Annotated in this window: 14 protein-coding genes; 7 read left to right on the forward strand and 7 right to left on the reverse strand. The window is 27.4% G+C overall.

Going from position 1 to position 18,367, the window contains the following annotated elements; genetic code table 11:
- Positions 1–116: 116 nt before the first annotated feature.
- A complete protein-coding gene (locus KO488_RS14250; RefSeq protein ID WP_216059472.1) occupies positions 117–4,382 on the reverse strand; it encodes a transporter substrate-binding domain-containing protein in 4,266 nt (1,421 codons plus the stop codon).
- 263 nt (positions 4,383–4,645) lie between these two features.
- Between KO488_RS14250 and KO488_RS14255 the strand changes: the two genes are divergently transcribed.
- Together KO488_RS14255 and KO488_RS14260 are read left to right on the forward strand one after the other, a co-directional pair.
- Positions 4,646–5,026 carry a PAS domain-containing protein gene (locus tag KO488_RS14255; RefSeq protein WP_216059473.1) on the forward strand — a complete coding sequence of 127 codons (381 nt, stop codon included), beginning with the start codon at positions 4,646–4,648 and terminating at the stop codon, positions 5,024–5,026.
- An 8-nt stretch (positions 5,027–5,034) separates the two neighbouring features.
- The gene (locus tag KO488_RS14260; protein ID WP_216059474.1) at positions 5,035–6,294 is read left to right on the forward strand and encodes a methyl-accepting chemotaxis protein; all 1,260 of its coding nucleotides are present in this window, start codon (positions 5,035–5,037) and stop codon (positions 6,292–6,294) included.
- Between the two features lie 24 nt (positions 6,295–6,318).
- Here KO488_RS14260 and KO488_RS14265 read toward each other — a convergent pair whose 3' ends face one another.
- The 4 genes from KO488_RS14265 to KO488_RS14280 form a co-directional block, all read right to left on the reverse strand.
- Positions 6,319–6,660, reverse strand: a complete 342-nt coding sequence (locus tag KO488_RS14265; protein ID WP_216059475.1) for an ArsR/SmtB family transcription factor — start codon at positions 6,658–6,660, stop codon at positions 6,319–6,321.
- 3 nt (positions 6,661–6,663) lie between these two features.
- The gene (locus KO488_RS14270; RefSeq protein WP_216059476.1) at positions 6,664–7,803 is read right to left on the reverse strand and encodes an SO_0444 family Cu/Zn efflux transporter; all 1,140 of its coding nucleotides are present in this window, start codon (positions 7,801–7,803) and stop codon (positions 6,664–6,666) included.
- A 319-nt stretch (positions 7,804–8,122) separates the two neighbouring features.
- On the reverse strand, positions 8,123–8,608 hold the full coding sequence (locus KO488_RS14275; RefSeq protein ID WP_216059477.1) for an RraA family protein: 486 nt from the start codon (positions 8,606–8,608) through the stop codon (positions 8,123–8,125).
- A 143-nt stretch (positions 8,609–8,751) separates the two neighbouring features.
- The gene (locus KO488_RS14280; protein WP_216059478.1) at positions 8,752–9,969 is read right to left on the reverse strand and encodes an OprD family outer membrane porin; all 1,218 of its coding nucleotides are present in this window, start codon (positions 9,967–9,969) and stop codon (positions 8,752–8,754) included.
- Between the two features lie 222 nt (positions 9,970–10,191).
- Here KO488_RS14280 and KO488_RS14285 point away from each other — a divergent pair, with 222 nt between their 5' ends.
- The 5 genes from KO488_RS14285 to KO488_RS14305 all read left to right on the forward strand — a co-directional run bounded on the left by KO488_RS14285 (position 10,192) and on the right by KO488_RS14305 (position 16,314).
- Positions 10,192–11,271, forward strand: a complete 1,080-nt coding sequence (locus KO488_RS14285) for a Bug family tripartite tricarboxylate transporter substrate binding protein (RefSeq protein ID WP_216059479.1) — start codon at positions 10,192–10,194, stop codon at positions 11,269–11,271.
- Positions 11,272–11,469: 198 nt separating this feature from the next.
- Positions 11,470–13,470, forward strand: a complete 2,001-nt coding sequence (locus KO488_RS14290; RefSeq protein ID WP_216059480.1) for a tripartite tricarboxylate transporter permease — start codon at positions 11,470–11,472, stop codon at positions 13,468–13,470.
- Positions 13,470–14,537: a PrpF domain-containing protein gene (locus KO488_RS14295; RefSeq protein WP_216059481.1), complete on the forward strand. Its 1,068-nt coding sequence runs from the start codon at positions 13,470–13,472 to the stop codon at positions 14,535–14,537. The genes KO488_RS14290 and KO488_RS14295 overlap by 1 nt, the downstream gene beginning before the upstream one ends.
- Positions 14,538–15,287, forward strand: a complete 750-nt coding sequence (locus KO488_RS14300) for a sulfite exporter TauE/SafE family protein (RefSeq protein WP_216059482.1) — start codon at positions 14,538–14,540, stop codon at positions 15,285–15,287.
- Positions 15,288–15,351: 64 nt separating this feature from the next.
- On the forward strand, positions 15,352–16,314 hold the full coding sequence (locus KO488_RS14305) for a tripartite tricarboxylate transporter substrate-binding protein (RefSeq protein WP_216059483.1): 963 nt from the start codon (positions 15,352–15,354) through the stop codon (positions 16,312–16,314).
- Here the strand turns inward: KO488_RS14305 and KO488_RS14310 are convergent.
- Both KO488_RS14310 and KO488_RS14315 read right to left on the reverse strand, forming a co-directional pair.
- Positions 16,311–17,699, reverse strand: a complete 1,389-nt coding sequence (locus tag KO488_RS14310) for a sensor histidine kinase (protein ID WP_216059484.1) — start codon at positions 17,697–17,699, stop codon at positions 16,311–16,313. The two genes, KO488_RS14305 and KO488_RS14310, sit on opposite strands and share 4 nt — an antisense overlap.
- Before the next feature lies 1 nt (position 17,700).
- Positions 17,701–18,357: a response regulator transcription factor gene (locus tag KO488_RS14315; RefSeq protein WP_216059485.1), complete on the reverse strand. Its 657-nt coding sequence runs from the start codon at positions 18,355–18,357 to the stop codon at positions 17,701–17,703.
- Between the last annotated feature and the right edge of the window lie 10 nt (positions 18,358–18,367).

Raw genomic sequence — 18,367 nt, forward strand, 5'->3', positions numbered from 1 at the left:
AAGACTTCAATTGAATTTTAGTTTATTTTTTAACTAAAAAATACTTATTTTTATATAAGAATATATTTTATAAGACTGACATATAATTTTTAACACTTCTTACATAGCAGATAAATTTATTTAGCAGATAGTGTTATTATAAATTCGGCCCCAGCATAATTTTTATTATTATATTTATATTTAATATTCTGAGCTTTTAAAGTTCCATTCATGCCTTCAACTATTAACTTATAAGTTATATGTAGTCCAAGTCCTGTACCTTTTGATTGATGTTTGGTAGTAAAATATGGTTCAAATATTTTTCGTAATATTGTTTCATTAATACCACCACCATTATCTTTGATTTTTATGATTACATTCTCTTTATCAATTAAGGTTGTTAAAAATATTAACTTATTATCATTTTCTATCAAAGCATCTTTTGCATTATTAAATATATTGATAAAACATTGTATTAACTCATTTGAATAACCATTTATTTTTATATCTTTTTGTATATCTTTAATTATCTGAATATCATGAGTTCTTATAGTACCTTCAACTAAGTGTAAAAAACTATTTATATTATCTATTAAATTAAATTCTTTTTTAGTTCTATCACCTTTTATAAAGTTTTTAAAGTCTTCTATTGTTTTCGATAAATATTGCGCATTATTATTTATCGCATCACATGTCTCTATAAATATTTCATCAGATAATAATCCATATTGTTTTTGGGTCTTCATTCCTGTTGCACCTATTGATATTACAGATAGTGGTTGTCTCCATTGATGTGCAATATTACCTATCATTTCACCCATAGAGGCTAGTTTTGTTTGTTCAAATAACAATACATCTTTTTCTTTTTGTTCCTTCTCAATTCTTTTTAAACTTGTAATATCTTGCGCTGTTGCATAAATTAAATTATTAGAAGAGTCAGTTGTTGCTGACCATATTAAATTAATATAATGGCCATATTTATGTTTCCATCTATTCTCAAAGAAGTATACATTTTCTCCTTGTGATAATCTTGACATCTCTTTTAGAGTAGACTCAACATCATCAGGATGAATTAACTCCAAGATTTTTCTACCAATAAGTTCATCATTTTCATAGCCAAAAATATCTTTAGAAGCAGAATTAAGTTGTTTAATAATTCCTTTTGTTGTAGAAATAAGTTGTAAATTAATTGATAATTGGAAGAATCGATTAAACTCTTCTTTTACATGTAAAAGTTCATTTTTTGATTCTAATTCTTTTTTCAAATATTCTTTTTCTTTTTCTCTATGTTCAACTTCCTCTGTTATATCATGATGAGTACCAGTCATTCTAATAGCTTTTCCCTCTTTGTTATAAATAGCTTTTCCTCGACTTAATATCCATACCCAAGAACCATTTTTATGTTTAAGTCGATGTGTTCCTTCAAAGTATTCTGTATTACCATCTAAGTGTTCTTCTATTTCTATATAGGTTTGATTTAAGTCATCTGGGTGAACTCTTGTCTCCCATGCTTCAAATGAATTTGCTAATTCCTTATCTTCATAACCAATCATCTCTTTCCACTCCGGAGAAAAATATACACTATGATCAATAAGATTTAAATCCCAAATACCATCATTATTCCCTAATAATACTCTTTGTGTACGTTCTTCTAAAATCTTTCGTTCTGTAATATCAATATCTAGTCCAATTACTCGGATTACCTTTCCTGAATTATCACATATAATATCACTTGATGATTCTATATATCTAATACTTTTATCAGGTTTCATAATTCTAAATACCATAGAATTTTTAGATTTACTATCAATGAATTGTTTAACTAGAGCTTCAACATTTTCGCGATCTTCCTCTAATATTACATTAAGATAGATATTATAAGGAACAGGATTTATCTTTTCTAATCCATAGATTTCAAACATTTTATCATCCCAAATAATTATATCTGATTCAATATCCCAATCCCATACTCCCATATTTATGCTTTCAAGTGCGAGAGTTAATCGACTATTTGATGACTCTAAATCTTTTTCTTTTTCTTTTAATTTACTTAAAGCGTCACTAGTTTTATTTTTTTCAATTGAAATTTTTCTATTCCACCATAAAACCCAAAGAATAATAAAAATTGAACCTAATAATATCTGCCATAATAATATATAGTTTGTTTTTTCAATAGTCTGCAGTGAAAACCATTTTTGTTGTATTGCACTATGTTCAACTGGACTAATCTGCTTAAATCCTTTTGAAAGTATACTAGTAAGTTCTGGCCACTCACTTGGAGCTATAAAATGATAATTAATATTTCCATAACCTGATGTTCCTGCAAATTTTAGATTATCCAATCCTCCAAATACACTTAAATAATTAGAGATAGTTAAATTACCAACATAGGCATCTGCTTTTCCATCATTAATATACTCTAATGCATCAGATGTATTAGGTACATTAATGATTTTTATATTAGGGTAATCTCTTTTTATCAATTTATTTGTATAAAAATCTTTTTCTAAAACTATTGTTTTATTCTGTAAGTCTTTCATAGAACCAATATAAGGGGAGTCTTTATGTTTTATAATAATCATTGGATAAGAGAGATAAGAATCTCCAATTGAAAACCTTTTTTCATTTTCTCTATTTTTAATAGCATATAAAATTGTGTCAAATTTTTCCCTAGTTTCAATCATATTATAAGCATTTAGAAGTGACATTTTTTCATAAACGAATTCAACTTCAAGTCCACTTTTTTTGGCACTTTTTTTAATATAATCTACTGCAATACCTGCAGCTTTACCATTATCATAAAATGAAAAAGGGGGACTATTTGTTCTTATTCCAAATCTTATTTTTTTATGCTTTTTTACAAATTCTATTTCTTTTGTTGTAAGTTGGTTTTGTTTCGTTTTATCATCATATGGATTTCTAACCCAGTTTTTTAATATCTCACCCATTTCTTCTCTTGATATATCACTAAGACCCTTCTTTAAGATAGATCTTAAAACAGGTTTTTTAATATTTGATAAGAAATGTACAGAAATTGCTTTAAAATCATTTTGCGAAATACCTTTTAACCCAATAATTGAATTATCACGAATATAATCTTCAACTACTAGATGATAATCAACCAATGCATCTACCTCCCCATTTAAGAGTTTAGTTATTGAGTCTTGTAATCCTTTAGTTTCAAGAATATTAATTTCTGGAAACTTATTCTTTATTTTTTTTACTGTTTTATAATCTTTTGTTATCGCAACTTTTTTATCTTGTAAGTCTTTAAAGTTTTTTATATCATTATTTTTATCAGAAACATAAATATAATCTCTAACTTTGTAATATTCATCACTAAAGTAACCAATTTTTTCCCTATCTTTAGAGTAGAAAGATGAAGGAAGTAAATCAATCTTTTCTTTTTTGAAATCCTTTAAAAGTATTCTCCAAGGAGAATTAGTATAATTCACTTTTAACCCAGTATTTTTAATCACTTTTTTTAAAACATCAAAATATAATCCACTATTAATATTTTTATTTTTATCAAAATAGATGTATGGTTTCGCTTCTTCTATCCCAATATTAACTTTATTTCTAACAATCCAATCTTTTTCTTTATCTGTCAACTTATGATAAGATTTTGGTGTGTCTAGAGTAAAAATCCAATTCTCTTTTAATTTACTCATAACAGAAAAGGATATTGAGTTAAGTGTTTTATTTATAATTGAAGATAAAAGTGGATTTTCTTTACGAACCCCAAATCTTAAATCTTCTTTTTTTGTATCTGGGTGAACAAAGGTACCAGCTAATTTTATATTTGAAAGCATTAGTTCTTCAACTTTATGCATATTTAGAGCATTACTAAGTACAACATCTATTTCACCATTATCTAATGATCTAAATCTTTCATTTGCATTATCAAATTCAACAAAATCTAATTTCTCTTTTTTAAAAATTTCTGTGATATAAGTGTTTTTAATAACCCCTATCTTTTTATTATTTAAATCATCTAAAGACCTATAAGTGCCAAAATCTTTTCTTGTAAAAACTCCAATTGGTACTTCATAATATGGATCAGAAAAATTAGTAAAGATTTCTCTACTTTTTCTATAGGATATTTCTGTTATTACATCAACTTTTCCATCTTGAAATAATTTGTAAACTTCAGGCCATGGACCTCCAATTTTGTCAAATTTTAAACCACTTTCATTTGATATAATATCTATTAAATCTTGAGTAAAACCAACTTTTTTACCATTTTTTATAAAACTAAAGGGGGTATAGGTATTCATGGAAGCAATTTTAATCTTAGGAGAGCTTGTAATAAATGCTTTCTCTTCATCAGTAAAGTCAAGTTCATAAGCAGATAAAAATGTTGAGATAAATAAAAAAAATAATACTATATAAAAATATTTCATAGTACATTTTACTATGAAATAACTTTATTTAACAACTTTATTAAGGAATATTTAAGTGAATATTTAAAATCTAAATAAAAAATCCAAGAATTTATAAAATGATGACTCAAAGAAAAACTCTAGATTCAAACTCTTTTTTGAACAATCTTTCTATTTGTAAAAAAGATTGTTTAGAATTTTATGTTTTATTTGACGTTTACATATCAAAGTTTTGATATACTTTATTCTTATAAAAATATTATTTATCAATAAAGGATTTTAATATGGCAGAAATAAAATTAAAAAAAGATACTCTAATAGTTTCAGAGACAGATGAAAAAGGGATTATAGTTTATGCCAATGAAGGATTTTGTGATATATCAGGATATACTAAAGATGAATTAATAGGTCAAGACAATGCAATTGTAAGACATCCAGATATGCCAAAAGAAAGTGGACTTGATTTATGGAATACAATCCAATCTGGAAAGATTTGGAATGGAATTGTAAAAAACAAGACTAAAAATGATGATTTTTATTGGCAAAATGCAACTGCCTATGCTTCAAAAGATGCAAATGGAAACCCAAGATATATTTCAATTAGAGTTAAGCCAACAGATGAAGAAATTAAAAATGCCATTAAATTATTTGGTTTAGAAGAGTAGGAGATAAGATGTTTTTTAATGCAACAAATGATAAAGAAACGATATTAAAAACTTTAGATTTATTAGAAGCGTATATCAAAGAAGATATCAATAAGATAGAAAATACAAAACAGTGTAGCTCAAGTAATTTTAAAGAGATAGAAAATAAACTATCCTCTATAAATAATTTAATGCAAAAAAGAGATCAACAAAATTTAACAGTATATGGTGAGATAATGCTAGCTTGTGAAAAGTTATCAGATGGTTTTACACATGACAGAATTATTTCGAATGCAGATGATATCAAAATAAACTATATTGGGAAAAGTTTAAATACTATGCTTGATAAACTAAATACAGGGATCAATGATGCTTTGGAAGTATTATCCCAGTATGAAGATCAAAATTATCTAAATAAAATCAATGCAGAACTTTTTAGAGGAGGAGCCTTTAAAAAACTTTTTGAAGGGGTAAACTCTTTAAATAATAAAATGGTAGAACAAGTCTCAGTAACTTATAAACAAGGATTAGTTTTAGAAAAAGAATCAAGTGATCTAACAAAAAAAGCATCTACCCTTTCAACACTAACTCAACAACAAGCTGCTTCTGTTGAAGAAACAGCAGCCGCTATTGAAGAGATATCTTCAATATTTTCAAGTAATTCACAACACATTACATCAGTGATTGAAGTTGGGAATGATGTAAAGAAATCTTCTATAAAAGGTTTATCATTAGCAAAAGATACTGATAGTGCAATGGATGATATTTATGGTTTTACAAATAAAACTTTTGAAGCTATATCTCAGATATCTCAAATCGCTTTTCAAACAAATATCCTAAGTCTAAATGCCGCAGTAGAAGCTGCAACTGCAGGAGAAGCAGGAAAAGGGTTTGCCGTTGTTGCCGGAGAGGTAAGAAACCTAGCAAATAGAAGTGCAGAGGTTGCAAAAGAGATTGAAGGCTTGATGGAAGTACTACGTACAAAAGTAGAAAGTGGTAAAAATATCGCTACAGAAATGAGCTTAGATTATGAAGAAATGATTGTAAATATCAATAAAACTGTTGAGTTAATCGATACAATTTCAACTTCCTCAAAAGAACAAGAACTTGGAGTAGTACAGATTAACGGTGCTATTAATAATATCGATAAAGCAACACAAGAAAATGCTTCTATTGCCCAAGATGTTAGTACAATATCTTCTCGTAATCATGCTGTTGCAAAAGAGATGGTTGAGGCTAGTGAAAGTATTAAGTTTATAGGTAAGGAAGATATTGTAATTAACGATTAGCTAAAAGTTAGTCTTTGCATACTTTTACATCAATGAACTTAATTTAGCTTTATATGAAGAATTCACATAATAATTAATTAAAATTCCTTCTCTTTTTGAAATCAAAATTTCTGCATCTTTCAACTTTCGTAAATGTTGAGATATTGGTGATTGATTCATTTGTAATATTTCACTAATATCACATACACAAAGTTTCTCATATTTTAAAAGAAGATAAATGATTTTTAGTCTAACTTCACTACCTAATAAAGAGAATAGCTTTTCTTTTTCAAAAAATTTATTATTTTCTAAAATTAATTGTTCTTTTTCATAAGCAATAATATCTTTATTAATATCTACTTTTAAACAAATATCTTTATTCCCCAATTTTCATTCCTTTACTCTAAAGATCATATCTTTTTTTATATCATTACTAAACTTAGGCTTTGATGTCAAATCAATATTTTTATTGTTAGGAGAACAACAACTCTCATTTTTACTAAATGTATCTTTGATTAAATGATAAAATATTAATATCATCATTAATCCAGAAGATATAATATTAAAAATATTAATATGCTCATGATCTGTGATAATTGTTAATAAAGTAAGTTCTTTGAAAAAAGTATCATAAATAAATCCAAATAATAATGCTAAAATTGCAATTAAGCTTGAATAGATAATCAAAGAAGTTTTTCCCAGCATTTTATAAACTACACTCATCGTAATAGCACTTGTAGCAGGCCCTGCTGTAAGAAAAATAAACACAGCTCCAGGTGACATCCCTTGAAGCATAAAAGCAGCAGCAAGTGGAAGAGATGCAGTTGCACAAGTATATAAAGGCATAGAAAATAAGATAATTACGATATATGTTAAGAATTGGTTTTCAAATAACATTTGTGTATATTCTTTTGGTATAAATGTAACAAATAATGAACCCAATACAAGTCCAATTAAAAGTGCTTTTGCCATACTATTAAACAATATAACATATCCATACGTAAAGACTTTCATAAAAGAAAAACTCTCTTTAACCTTGCTATTAGACTCACAATATGAAGAAGAACAACAAGAAGAAGTTTCAGAAGTTTCAGAAGAATCAACTTTTATATTGTCATTTTTTTGAACAAAATTTTGAACAAGACCAACGGTAATAGCAATAATGATAGATGAAATAATTCTAAAGACAACAAAACCAAAACCAAATAATGAATATGTAGCAAGAATAGAGTCAACACCAGTAATAGGAGTTGATATTAAAAAACTTTGAATAGCACCTTTACTTGCTCCTTCTTTTTTTAGTCCTTGAGCTAAGGGTATAACAGAACAACAACAAACAGGTAATGGTATTCCAAATAATGTAGCTTTAATAACTGAAGATGTAGAGTTTTTACCTAAGTGGGAACTTACAAAATTTTCTGGGATTATTTGTTTTAAAATACCTGCAATTAATAAACCAAAAATTATGTAAATCGACATTGCATTTAATAAGATTATAAAATTGTTAAAAAAACTTGATACAAATTCCATCCTAACTCCTTAATATATTAGAATATTCTAATATATTAATACTTTTAAATATATAAAATCATAACTAGATATTTACATAAATATATAGGTATAAACGATAAGTAGTTGACGTAAAAATGATTATGTGATAACTACAACCTATTGATGAGGGTATTAAAATGAACTTAATTATCTACTTTCTTAATTCAGTAGATTTATTGTTTAGTGTCGAAAATAGATATTCTTTGATTAGATAGGAACGAGAGTCTTGACATACTTATATATTCTGCAAAAGAAGTTGGAATATAAACTTCAACTTCTTTATAACTTATAATATTTTTTAAATTAATTGTTCACTGCAAACAATAATACCATCATCATCACAATATACGTAATCACCTTCTTTAAAATTAACATTACCAAAAGATAAATCAATTTTTCTTTTCGATTTTGTTTTTTCAAAATTACGTAAAGGACAAGTTCCTAAAGCATAAAGTGCAATATTAAATTTCTTTGTTTCATTTGTATCTCTTACATAGCCATTAACAATAAATCCTTCATATTCTGCCTCTTGTGCTAATAAAGAAAGTTTATCTCCAATTACTCCAAAAAACGATTCTTGAACATCCACAATTAAAATTATTCCTTTTCCCTTTTCGTTTTTAAGTATATCAATTAAATCCCAGTTACTTTTATCTAATTTTATTGTTTTTGCAATTCCTTTTAATATTTTTTTACCACCATAGTTTTTAAAATCTGAAGAAAGTACTTCTATTTTTTTATCTTGATTATCATCACATAAGTCTGCTGTAGTTGTATTTTTCATATATATCCTTTTTAATTTTTGAATGACACATTTTTTCCTAGCATGAAGCTGGCAATTTATTTTTTGCATAAAAAGGAAGGGATTTGTATCCTTTCCTTTATATTCGCTATTTATTTGATTTAGAAATTTATATTTTAGAAGTATTAAAATTTATAAATTAATTTAGTTCTTAATTCATTTTTATCTTTAGTATCATTACCTCTTCCATAGTCATAAAATGTATATTCAGCAGATGCCGATAAGTTTTTAAGTGCCCCAGAAAATTTATATTTTAAACCAAAATAAGTTTGTTCTAAATCATTTTTTTCTAAGACTGCATCACTTTTTGTATATTTTATTTTTGCATCTAAACTATTAAATTTCTTAGAAACACCAACTTGCCAAGAGTCTGTTCCTGCTATATAGTTTCCTGTAGTTGATGTTGCATTTGTAAATGATGCAGTTGCAGACTCTCCAATACCTCTAGTTACGTTCCCATCATCATCAGTAGATGTATAAGAAGCATGTAAATTAAATCCAACTAAAGTTGCACCTATTTTATACCCATACATTGAACTATTATCTATTGTATTATCATCATAATTTGAGTTATAGTATTGAGCTGCAACAAATGGTTTAAAATCTCCACCAAATTTGTATTTAGCATCTACATATAATGTTGCTACTTCATCAATAAAATCAACATAATGAGCTTGAATAGCTAGCTTTTTAATAGAATTATTTTTAATATATAATGAAATAGCACCATCTGTACCTATTTTATTAAATTCTCCTGTATCTCCAACATTAGAATTAGTATTTGAAAAAGATGCAGAGTTTGTTGTTTTAGTAACTCCATCTGTTCTTGTTTGATATTTTGTAACTTTTCCTAAAGATATTAATGTATCAGGAATATCTGTATTTGATAAGAAGTAACCTTCAAAAGATTCTTTAATAAGTCTCGAACCAGAACCTTTAATTAAAGGTAATGAAATAAATTGTCTACCACCTTTAAAAGTTGTATTTTTATATTTATACTCTAGGTATGCTTCAGATAAAACAGCTCCTGAGGCGTGCATCGTTTTATTTTGTTTACCTGCATCATCATCTATTGATGTAGTTGAAGATAATTGGAAAGTACTACCAAGTTTTAATCCTTTAAAACTATTTGTTACATATCCTAATTTTATTCCATTTGCCCATACGCTATTATTAGATGCGTTTGCAGAATCATAAGCTTCATCAAAATAGTAAGATTTTAATTCACCTTTTACTTTCCCATTAGTAAAAGCTTCACTTAAACTTTCAGCTGCAAAACTTTGTGAGCTTAAACCTACTAATAAAAATGCTGCTACTAAACTTCTTTTTGTTAATTTTTTCATTTTTCATCCTATATATTTTTTTTCTAATCAACTATTCTTACATATAATTGTTAGCTTGACTGCAAGAATACTAACATTGAATTCTGTCACCAAACTTGCAAAGAAGCCCTAAAAATAGCATTAAAATAGCATTTATAAACATTTTAAAAATTTGAAATACTGCAAGGTTCATGACAGATTCCAATGATAATCTTCCACCATAAAACTTAAAAAGGATTTAAGATGAAAATAGTAAAGAGACTTTTTGCATCAACATTAGCAATAGGAATGTTAACAACTATAACAAGTGCAAAAGAAGTTAGTTTCAAGGGAAAAACAATAGAATGGATAATGCCATATAAAGCAGGTGGTGGTACAGATAAATGGGGAAGATTTTATGCTCCCTTGTTATCTAAAAATTTACCAGGTAATCCTGTTGTTGTTATTAAAAATATGCCAGGTGGTGGTTCAACTAAAGGTGCAAACTTTTTTGCAAAACGTGCATCAAAAGATGGCTTAACAATTTTTGCATCATCAGCATCTACACAAATTCCATTTTTATTAGGTGATAAAAGAGTTAGATACCAATATAAAGATTGGAATGCAGTATTGAGCTCTCCTACAAATGGTATTGTATATGTTTCTTCTAAATTAGGTGTAAATAGTATTAATGATTTAGATAAATTAAAAACACAAAATTTAAAATTTGGTTCACAAGGTGCAACATCAATGGATTTAATTCCATTATTAGCATTTCATTTACTTGATATAAAAACAAAACCAGTTTTTGGAATGAAAGGAAAAAAATCTACTCGACTTGCTTTTTTAAGAGGTGAAACTAATATTGATTTCCAATCATCTTCTTCATATATTAAAAATGTATTACCAGCACAAAAAGAAGGTAGAGCAGTTCCTTTATTTGCATTTGGTACTTTAGATGAAAATGGTGATTTACAAAGAGACCCAACTTTCCCTAATTTACCACATTTTGGTGAAGTATATGAAAAAGTACATGGTAAAAAACCATCAGGTGAAGCTTTTAAAGCTTGGAAAACATTCTTTACAGCTTCTTTCCCATCACAAAAAATGATTATGTTGCCAAAAGGTGTTTCAAGTGATGTAATTGAAACATATCAAAATACGATGAAGAAAATAGTTGAATCAGAAGGCTTTAAAGAAATGAGTAGACAACAATTAGGTGATTATACTCAAACAGTTGGAGCAAAAGCTGATAGATTAAAAGACATTGCAACAAGTGTTAATGCAGAAGATAGACAATGGATTAGAAACTGGCTTACTAAAAATTATAGAGTTAGATTTTAATTAAAACAAAATACATACTTTCAAAACACTTTATCCTCTTGGATAAAGTGTTTTTTTATTATATAGACCTTCTTATCGATAATCTACTTATTATATTTTTTTAAAAATACTTTTTTTGCAAGTTTCATGACAGCCTTGAATGTTAATCTTCTTATATAAAATATAGAAGTGTTTACTCACTTCAACAAAGGATTAATTATGGCATTAGAAGCTCTTATTGGTGCGTTTAATGAACTTATGCAAGTTCAGCACATGCTTTATTTATTAGGGGGAGTATTTTTAGGAATTTTAGTTGGAATACTTCCTGGACTTGGAGGAATAGTTGGTTTCTCTATAATGCTTCCATTTCTTTATGGTATGGATCAAACTTCTGCACTAGCTATGTTAATTGGAATGGTTGCTGTTATTCCTACATCTGATACATTCACTTCAGTTTTAATGGGAATACCAGGCTCTTCTGCTTCACAAGCTACAGTTTTAGATGGATATCCTATGTCTAAAAAAGGTGAAGCAGCACGAGCTTTAGGCGCTGCATTTTCTGCTTCTTTAGTTGGTGGACTTTTAGGAGCTATTATTCTTTCGGCATTTATAGTATTTGCTAGAGATTTAATTTTAAAACTAGGTTCTGCTGAACTATTTATTTTAGGAATATTTGGTCTTAGTATGGTTGGTGTTTTAAGTGGGAAATCACTTTTTAAAGGATTCTTAGCAGCTGGTGTTGGTTTATTATTAGGATCAATTGGTTCTGCTCCTGCAACTGGTGAATTTAGAATGACAATGGATAGTTACTACTTATATGATGGAATTAAACTTGTTATTTTAGGTCTTGGAGTTTATGCTGTTCCTGAAATTATCGGATTACTTGTTGAAAATAAAAAAATTTCAAAAGCTGAAAAGCTTGGTGGTTCTTGGCTTCAAGGTATAAAAGATACATGGGCTTCTAAATGGATAGTTGCACGTTGTGCTCCACTTGGAGCAATGATTGGTGCAATTCCTGGTCTGGGTGGAAGTGTTGTTGATTGGATTGCTTATGGTCATGTTGTTCAAACTTCAAAAGATAAATCACAATTTGGGAAAGGTGATGTTAGAGGTGTTATTGCTCCTGAATCTGCTAATAATGCTAAAGAAGGTGGAGGACTAGTACCAACACTTTTATTTGGTATTCCAGGAAGTGGTTCAATGGCTGTATTTTTAGGTGGTTTAGTAATTTTAGGCATTGAACCTGGACCTGGAATGGTTGATGAGAACTTAGAAATCTCTTATATCATTATTTGGTCACTTGCTTTAGCAAATGTAGTAGGAACTGGTACTTGTCTTCTTTTATCAGGGAAAATTTCAAAAATTACAACTATTCCATATGGATATGTGGCTCCTTTTATGCTAATGATTATTTTCTTTGCAGCATTACAAGCTACTAGAAGTTTAGAAGATTTAATGCTTTTAATTGCAATTGGTGCTTTAGGAACTTTATTTAAATATTTTGATTGGCCAAGACCTGCTTTATTAATTGGGTTTGTTTTAGCAGGAACTATTGAAACATACTATTATCAAGCAGTTCAATTTTACTCTTGGGATATGTTAGAAAGACCAGGTGTTATTATTTTAATTGTATTTATGATTCTTTCAATTGGATTAAGTGTATTTTTCCAAAAAAGAAGTGATAAGAAAGAAAGATTAGAAAAAGAAGCTAATAGTGAAGTTGAAGTAACAGCAAATCATAACTATACATTTATTACAGGTGAGCTTTTATTTACTTGGGGAATTATAGCATTTGCAATATTTGTAATTATTGATTCTGTTCCTCATGAATTTCTTGGTGGGATTTTCCCAATTGTAATTTCATCATTAATGATTATCTTTGGATTATTTTTAACAATGCAATTAACATCAAGACAAAAACAACAAGAAGTATTAAATGTTGCACTAACTGAAAATGGTCAATTAACTACATCTTGGATGGAAACATGGAAAAACTTCTTGATTTTACCAGTATTTTTATTTGGAACTTGGATTATTGGATTCGTTCCTTCTTTAGCAATTTTATTTGTAATGATTATTAGAACAAAAATGAAATCATCATGGCTAAAAATCGCAATTATCACAAGCTTTGCACTTGGGTTTTTATTATTTGTAAGTGATGCTATGACATTACATCTTCCTGCAGGATTAATTGCAGACACATTTTTAGGAGCAGAATAATGAATGATTTAAAAAGAATAAAATGTATGATTTATAGATCAGGAACTTCAAAAGGTGCATATTTTTTAGATAATGATTTACCAAAAGATACAAAGCAAAGACATGAATTAATTGCACGAATTATGGGAAGTGAAGATATTAGGCAAATTGATGGAATTGGAGGAGCAACTTCTGTTACAACAAAAGTAGCTATTGTTTCTGCATCAAAAAGAGAAGGAATAGATTTAGATTATAAATTTATACAACCCAATATCGGTGTTGCAACTGTTGATGATAAGCCAACTTGTGGAAATATTTTAACTGCAATTGGTGCTTTTGGTTTAGAAAAAGGATTAGTTTCTATTGATGATGAAGAAACAATTGTAAATGTATATGATGTTAACACAGGTGCAATAATTACACAAAATATAAAAACACCAAATAGAACTGTTCAATATCATGGGAGTATGAAAATTCCAGGTGTTCCAGGAAGTGCATCTCCTATTGAAATGTTTTTCAAGAATATTACAGGAGGAAAAACAGGACATTATTTACCAACTGGAAATACATATGATGTTTTTAATGGAATAAAAGCAACTTGTCTTGATATTTCTATGCCTGTTGTTTTTATAAATGCAAGTGATATGAATATTACAGGGTATGAAACTCCTAGTGAACTTGATTCAAATAAGAAATTATTTGAAGATTTAGAAAAAATTAGAGAACAAGCATCTCAAAAAATGGGATTAGGAAGTGCTAAAGAAAATGTTATTCCTAAAATTGCAGTTATTTCTAAAGCTAGAAATGATGGTGATATAAATATTAGATATTTTACTCCAAGCACTGCTCATCCCGCACTTGCAGTTTCAGCTGGTTTTTGTGTTGCAACTGGATCTTTTATTGAAGGAACTTTATTAAATGAATTAAATCCTAAAAAATTAGAAATAGGGGATCATCTTGTAAAAATAGAGACACCTTCTGGGACTATTGATGTTGGTGTTAATTTTCCTACAACAAATATAAATGATGTTGAAGGTAAAACAACAAGAACAGCAAGGTTACTTCTAGATGGTGAGGTTTATATTTAAATGGAATTATTGCCTGTTTCAATTGATTTATATGATTTATTTATATTAATAACAAGTTGTTTCATTGGTGCAATAATTTCAACGACAGTAGGAACAGGTGGAGGTTTGTTAGTAATTGGCGGAATGAGTTTAGTTCTTCCTATTACGGCATTATTGTCTATTCATGCTAGCGTGCAAGCTGGTTCTGGAATATTTAGAGCTTACTTATTTAGAAAATCTTTTTTAAGAAAATTCTTTGTGATTTTCTTTTTGGGTTCATTAATAGGCTTTTTCTTTTCTACTTTAACTTTAATCTCATTAGATGAAAATATTTTAAAATTATTTTTAGGACTGGGTATTATAGTTTTCGCATTACTTCCTAATCTTAAAATTGATAATATATCAAATCTTACAATCTTATTTTTTGGAGCTATTACAGGTTTTTTAACAATGTTTGTAGGTGTTGTTGCTCCTTTATTAGGAATACTTTTAACTTCTATGCTAAAAGATAGAGTTTTGATTGTTGGAACTTTAGCTTGGTGTATCTCTTTTCAAAATTTAGGAAAAGCAATTATTTTCTCTCAAGTTGGTTTTGATTATTTACCTTGGTTTTTTTTAATTTCTCTTTTGATTTTAGTTTCATATTTAGGAACTCTTGTAGGTAAAAAAGTATTATCTAAAAGCAATAATAAACTCTTTGAAAAGATTTTAAAAATTGTTATACTATTATTAGGAAGTAAATTAATTATAGAATCATTAATTTATATTTGATTTTTGCAAGGTTCGTGACAGCTTTAAATATTAAGCTTGTTTATATTTAATAAAAAGGTGTATCATGAAAATATTTATCACTCTTTTCTTTTTTTTTAACAGTTTAATCTTTGCAGATACTTATCCAAGTAAACCAATAGAGTTTGTTGTTGGCTTAGGTGAAGGTGGTAGTGCCGATAGAATGACAAGAGAAATGACAAAATTTCTAGAAAATGAACTTGATACTCAAATAAAAGTTAAAAATATGAAAAAGAAAGCTTCTTTAGAAGCAGCAAATTATGTTCTAAATCAAACAGCTGATGGTTATACAGTTTTTTCTTCAACTTTTTTACCTTATCTTCCAAATACTATTTTAAGTGGACAAGCTAAATATGCCTTAGATGATTTTGAAATAATTAACTTACAATGGTTTGATTATGATTTTATTGCAGTAAATAAAAACTCTGAGTTTAATTCTATTCTTCAAGTATTAAATCATATAAAAAAATATCCAAATACTATTAGTATTGCTGTGATTAATAAATCTAGTGGGCATTTATTATTAAAATTACTTTTAAAGAACTTTGATATTCCTTTTAAAAATATTGATATTCAAGTTTACAATGGTGGAAGAGCAGTAAGAGAGGCTTTGTTTACTCAAAAAGCAGATATTTTAATAACAGCAGCCCAAGGTAGTGAAAAATATAGAGATAAAATCAAAGCTCTTGTAATTTCTTCTGAAAGAAGATCTAGAAGATGGGATGCTCCAACATTAAATGAAGCATTAAAAGAAAGTAATATAAAAATGCCTATTATAAATGGACCAACAAGAGGTTTTGCAGTAGCAAAGAGGTTTAAAGTAAAATATCCTAAAAGATTTAAGATTTTAAAAAATGCGATAAAAAGAACACTAGCTAAACGGAGAATACAAAAACATCTAAAGCATAGAAATATAGGGTATTCATGGCTTGGTTCTAAAAGATCTACAGAGATTTTAAATAATTCATATGAAATATTTAAGAAGTATAAATATTTACTAGATAATTAATCTTCTTGTTTTTTGTGATCAAAAACTATTGATATTTTTAAACCATTTTCATTTGTTGCAATTACTTTTGCTTGATGTAAAACAGTAATTTGTTTTACAATACTAAGACCTAATCCTGAACCTTGTTTTGTTGAATCAACTCTATAATATCTTTCAAAAATAGATTTTAGGTTTTCTTTAGGAACACCTATCCCTTGATCTTTAATACTTAACCAAATAGTATTATTATGTCTTTGTAATGATAAGGTTATCACTCCAATAGGTTTTCCATTTTCATCAACGGCATAGTGTAAAGCATTGTTAATAATATTATCCATCATGCTTTCTAATAGAATAGAATCTGTTTGAATAAATACTTCTTCTTCTAGATCTTCAAATTCAAATTCAAAACCTTTTGCATAAACTCTTGGTGCTGTTTTTAGACTGTATTCTTTACATAATTTATTTAAACTTTGTTTTTTAAAACGTTTAAAATTAATAGTATTAGGATTTGTTTTTGCATATAAAAGAAGTTGTTCTGTGATATGTGTCATATTATTTAATAATGAATTTAAAGCATGAAAATCTTCATTTTTATTATCATAGTGTAATTCAAGTTTTACTTTCATCTCAGCTAAAGGTGTTCTTAATTGATGAGATACATCAGAGTTAAATTGTTCAATATAATCTATTGTATCTCTACTTCTATCTAATAATATATTAATACTATTTACAACATCTTCTAATTCTTTTGGTGCTTTAAATACTAAAGGTTCTAAGTCTCTATCATCTCTTTTTTTTATAATCTTCTTTAAATTATCCAAAGGTTTTAACCCTTCATTAACAGCAATAATAGTGATTGTGATGGTAAAAAATATTACTATTGACATTATTATAAACATAAGAGTTAAAACATAATTTATATTCTCTTCTCTTTCTTCTGTTGTTTCACCAATAGTAATATATGCAGTATGAATTTTACCAGCGCTATTTAATGTAGTTTTATAAGATACTGCTCTTAATTTTACTCCATCATAAGTAAGGTTATAAAATCTTTTTTTTAAATTAATTAGAATTCTTTTATTAAAAAGTAAACCATGTCCTATAAGTAATTCATTATTTTCATTAACAACAGAATAATAAACTAAACCTTTCTCATGTGTTGAAAGTAAATCAATAGAAAAATTTGGTAAATCAACAAAGAGTTTAGAGTTTGCAATGCCAATATTTTCTTCAATACTTTGAGCTGTTGCATAAAGTCTTTTATCAAAAAATGTATTTACTTTTTCTTGTAAAGTTAAATATATATAAATAAAAAGAACTATTGTCAGTATGGCAAATGGAAATATCAGCCATTTTATTAATCGAGATTTAATTGAATGTATATTTTTATAATAATAGTTCATATTAACTCATCATATAACCTAAACCACGAACTGTCTTTAAATTTATTGAAGTTCCGAGTTTTTTTCTTAACCTTGAAATATATGTTTCTACAGCAGTTGGATTAAATTCATCATCAATAGTTGTAATATGTTCAACAATGTTTTCTTTACTTACAATTGCATTTAAATTTTGAATTAAATATTCAAATATAGTTAGTTCTCTTTTACTTAAATCAATTGTTTTTTCATCTTTTAATAGTATATGTGTTTGAGTGTCAAATTTTAAATCATTATATGTGATTGTATTTGATACTTGATTATTACTTCGTCTTAGTAGTGCTTGAACACGTGCAATTACTTCATCTAGTTCAAAAGGCTTACATAAATAATCATCTGCCCCTGTATCTAAACCTAAAATTCTTTGATCTAGTTTATCTCTTGCAGAGATAACTAAAATAGGAAGATTCTTTTGAGATTTTCTTAACTTTTTAATGATTTCGATTCCATCAATTCCAGGTAATCCTAAATCTAATATAAGTAAATCATAAATTGAAGTTTCTAATGTGTAAAGACCTTCTTCCCCATCGTAAAAAACATCTGTGATAAAACCTACTTCATTTAGTTTTTTTTCTATACCATTTGCTAATGTTTCATTATCTTCTAATATTAATATTTTCATAAACTAATTC

This window comes from Poseidonibacter lekithochrous, from assembly GCF_018861145.1.
Taxonomy (GTDB): domain Bacteria; phylum Campylobacterota; class Campylobacteria; order Campylobacterales; family Arcobacteraceae; genus Poseidonibacter; species Poseidonibacter lekithochrous_A.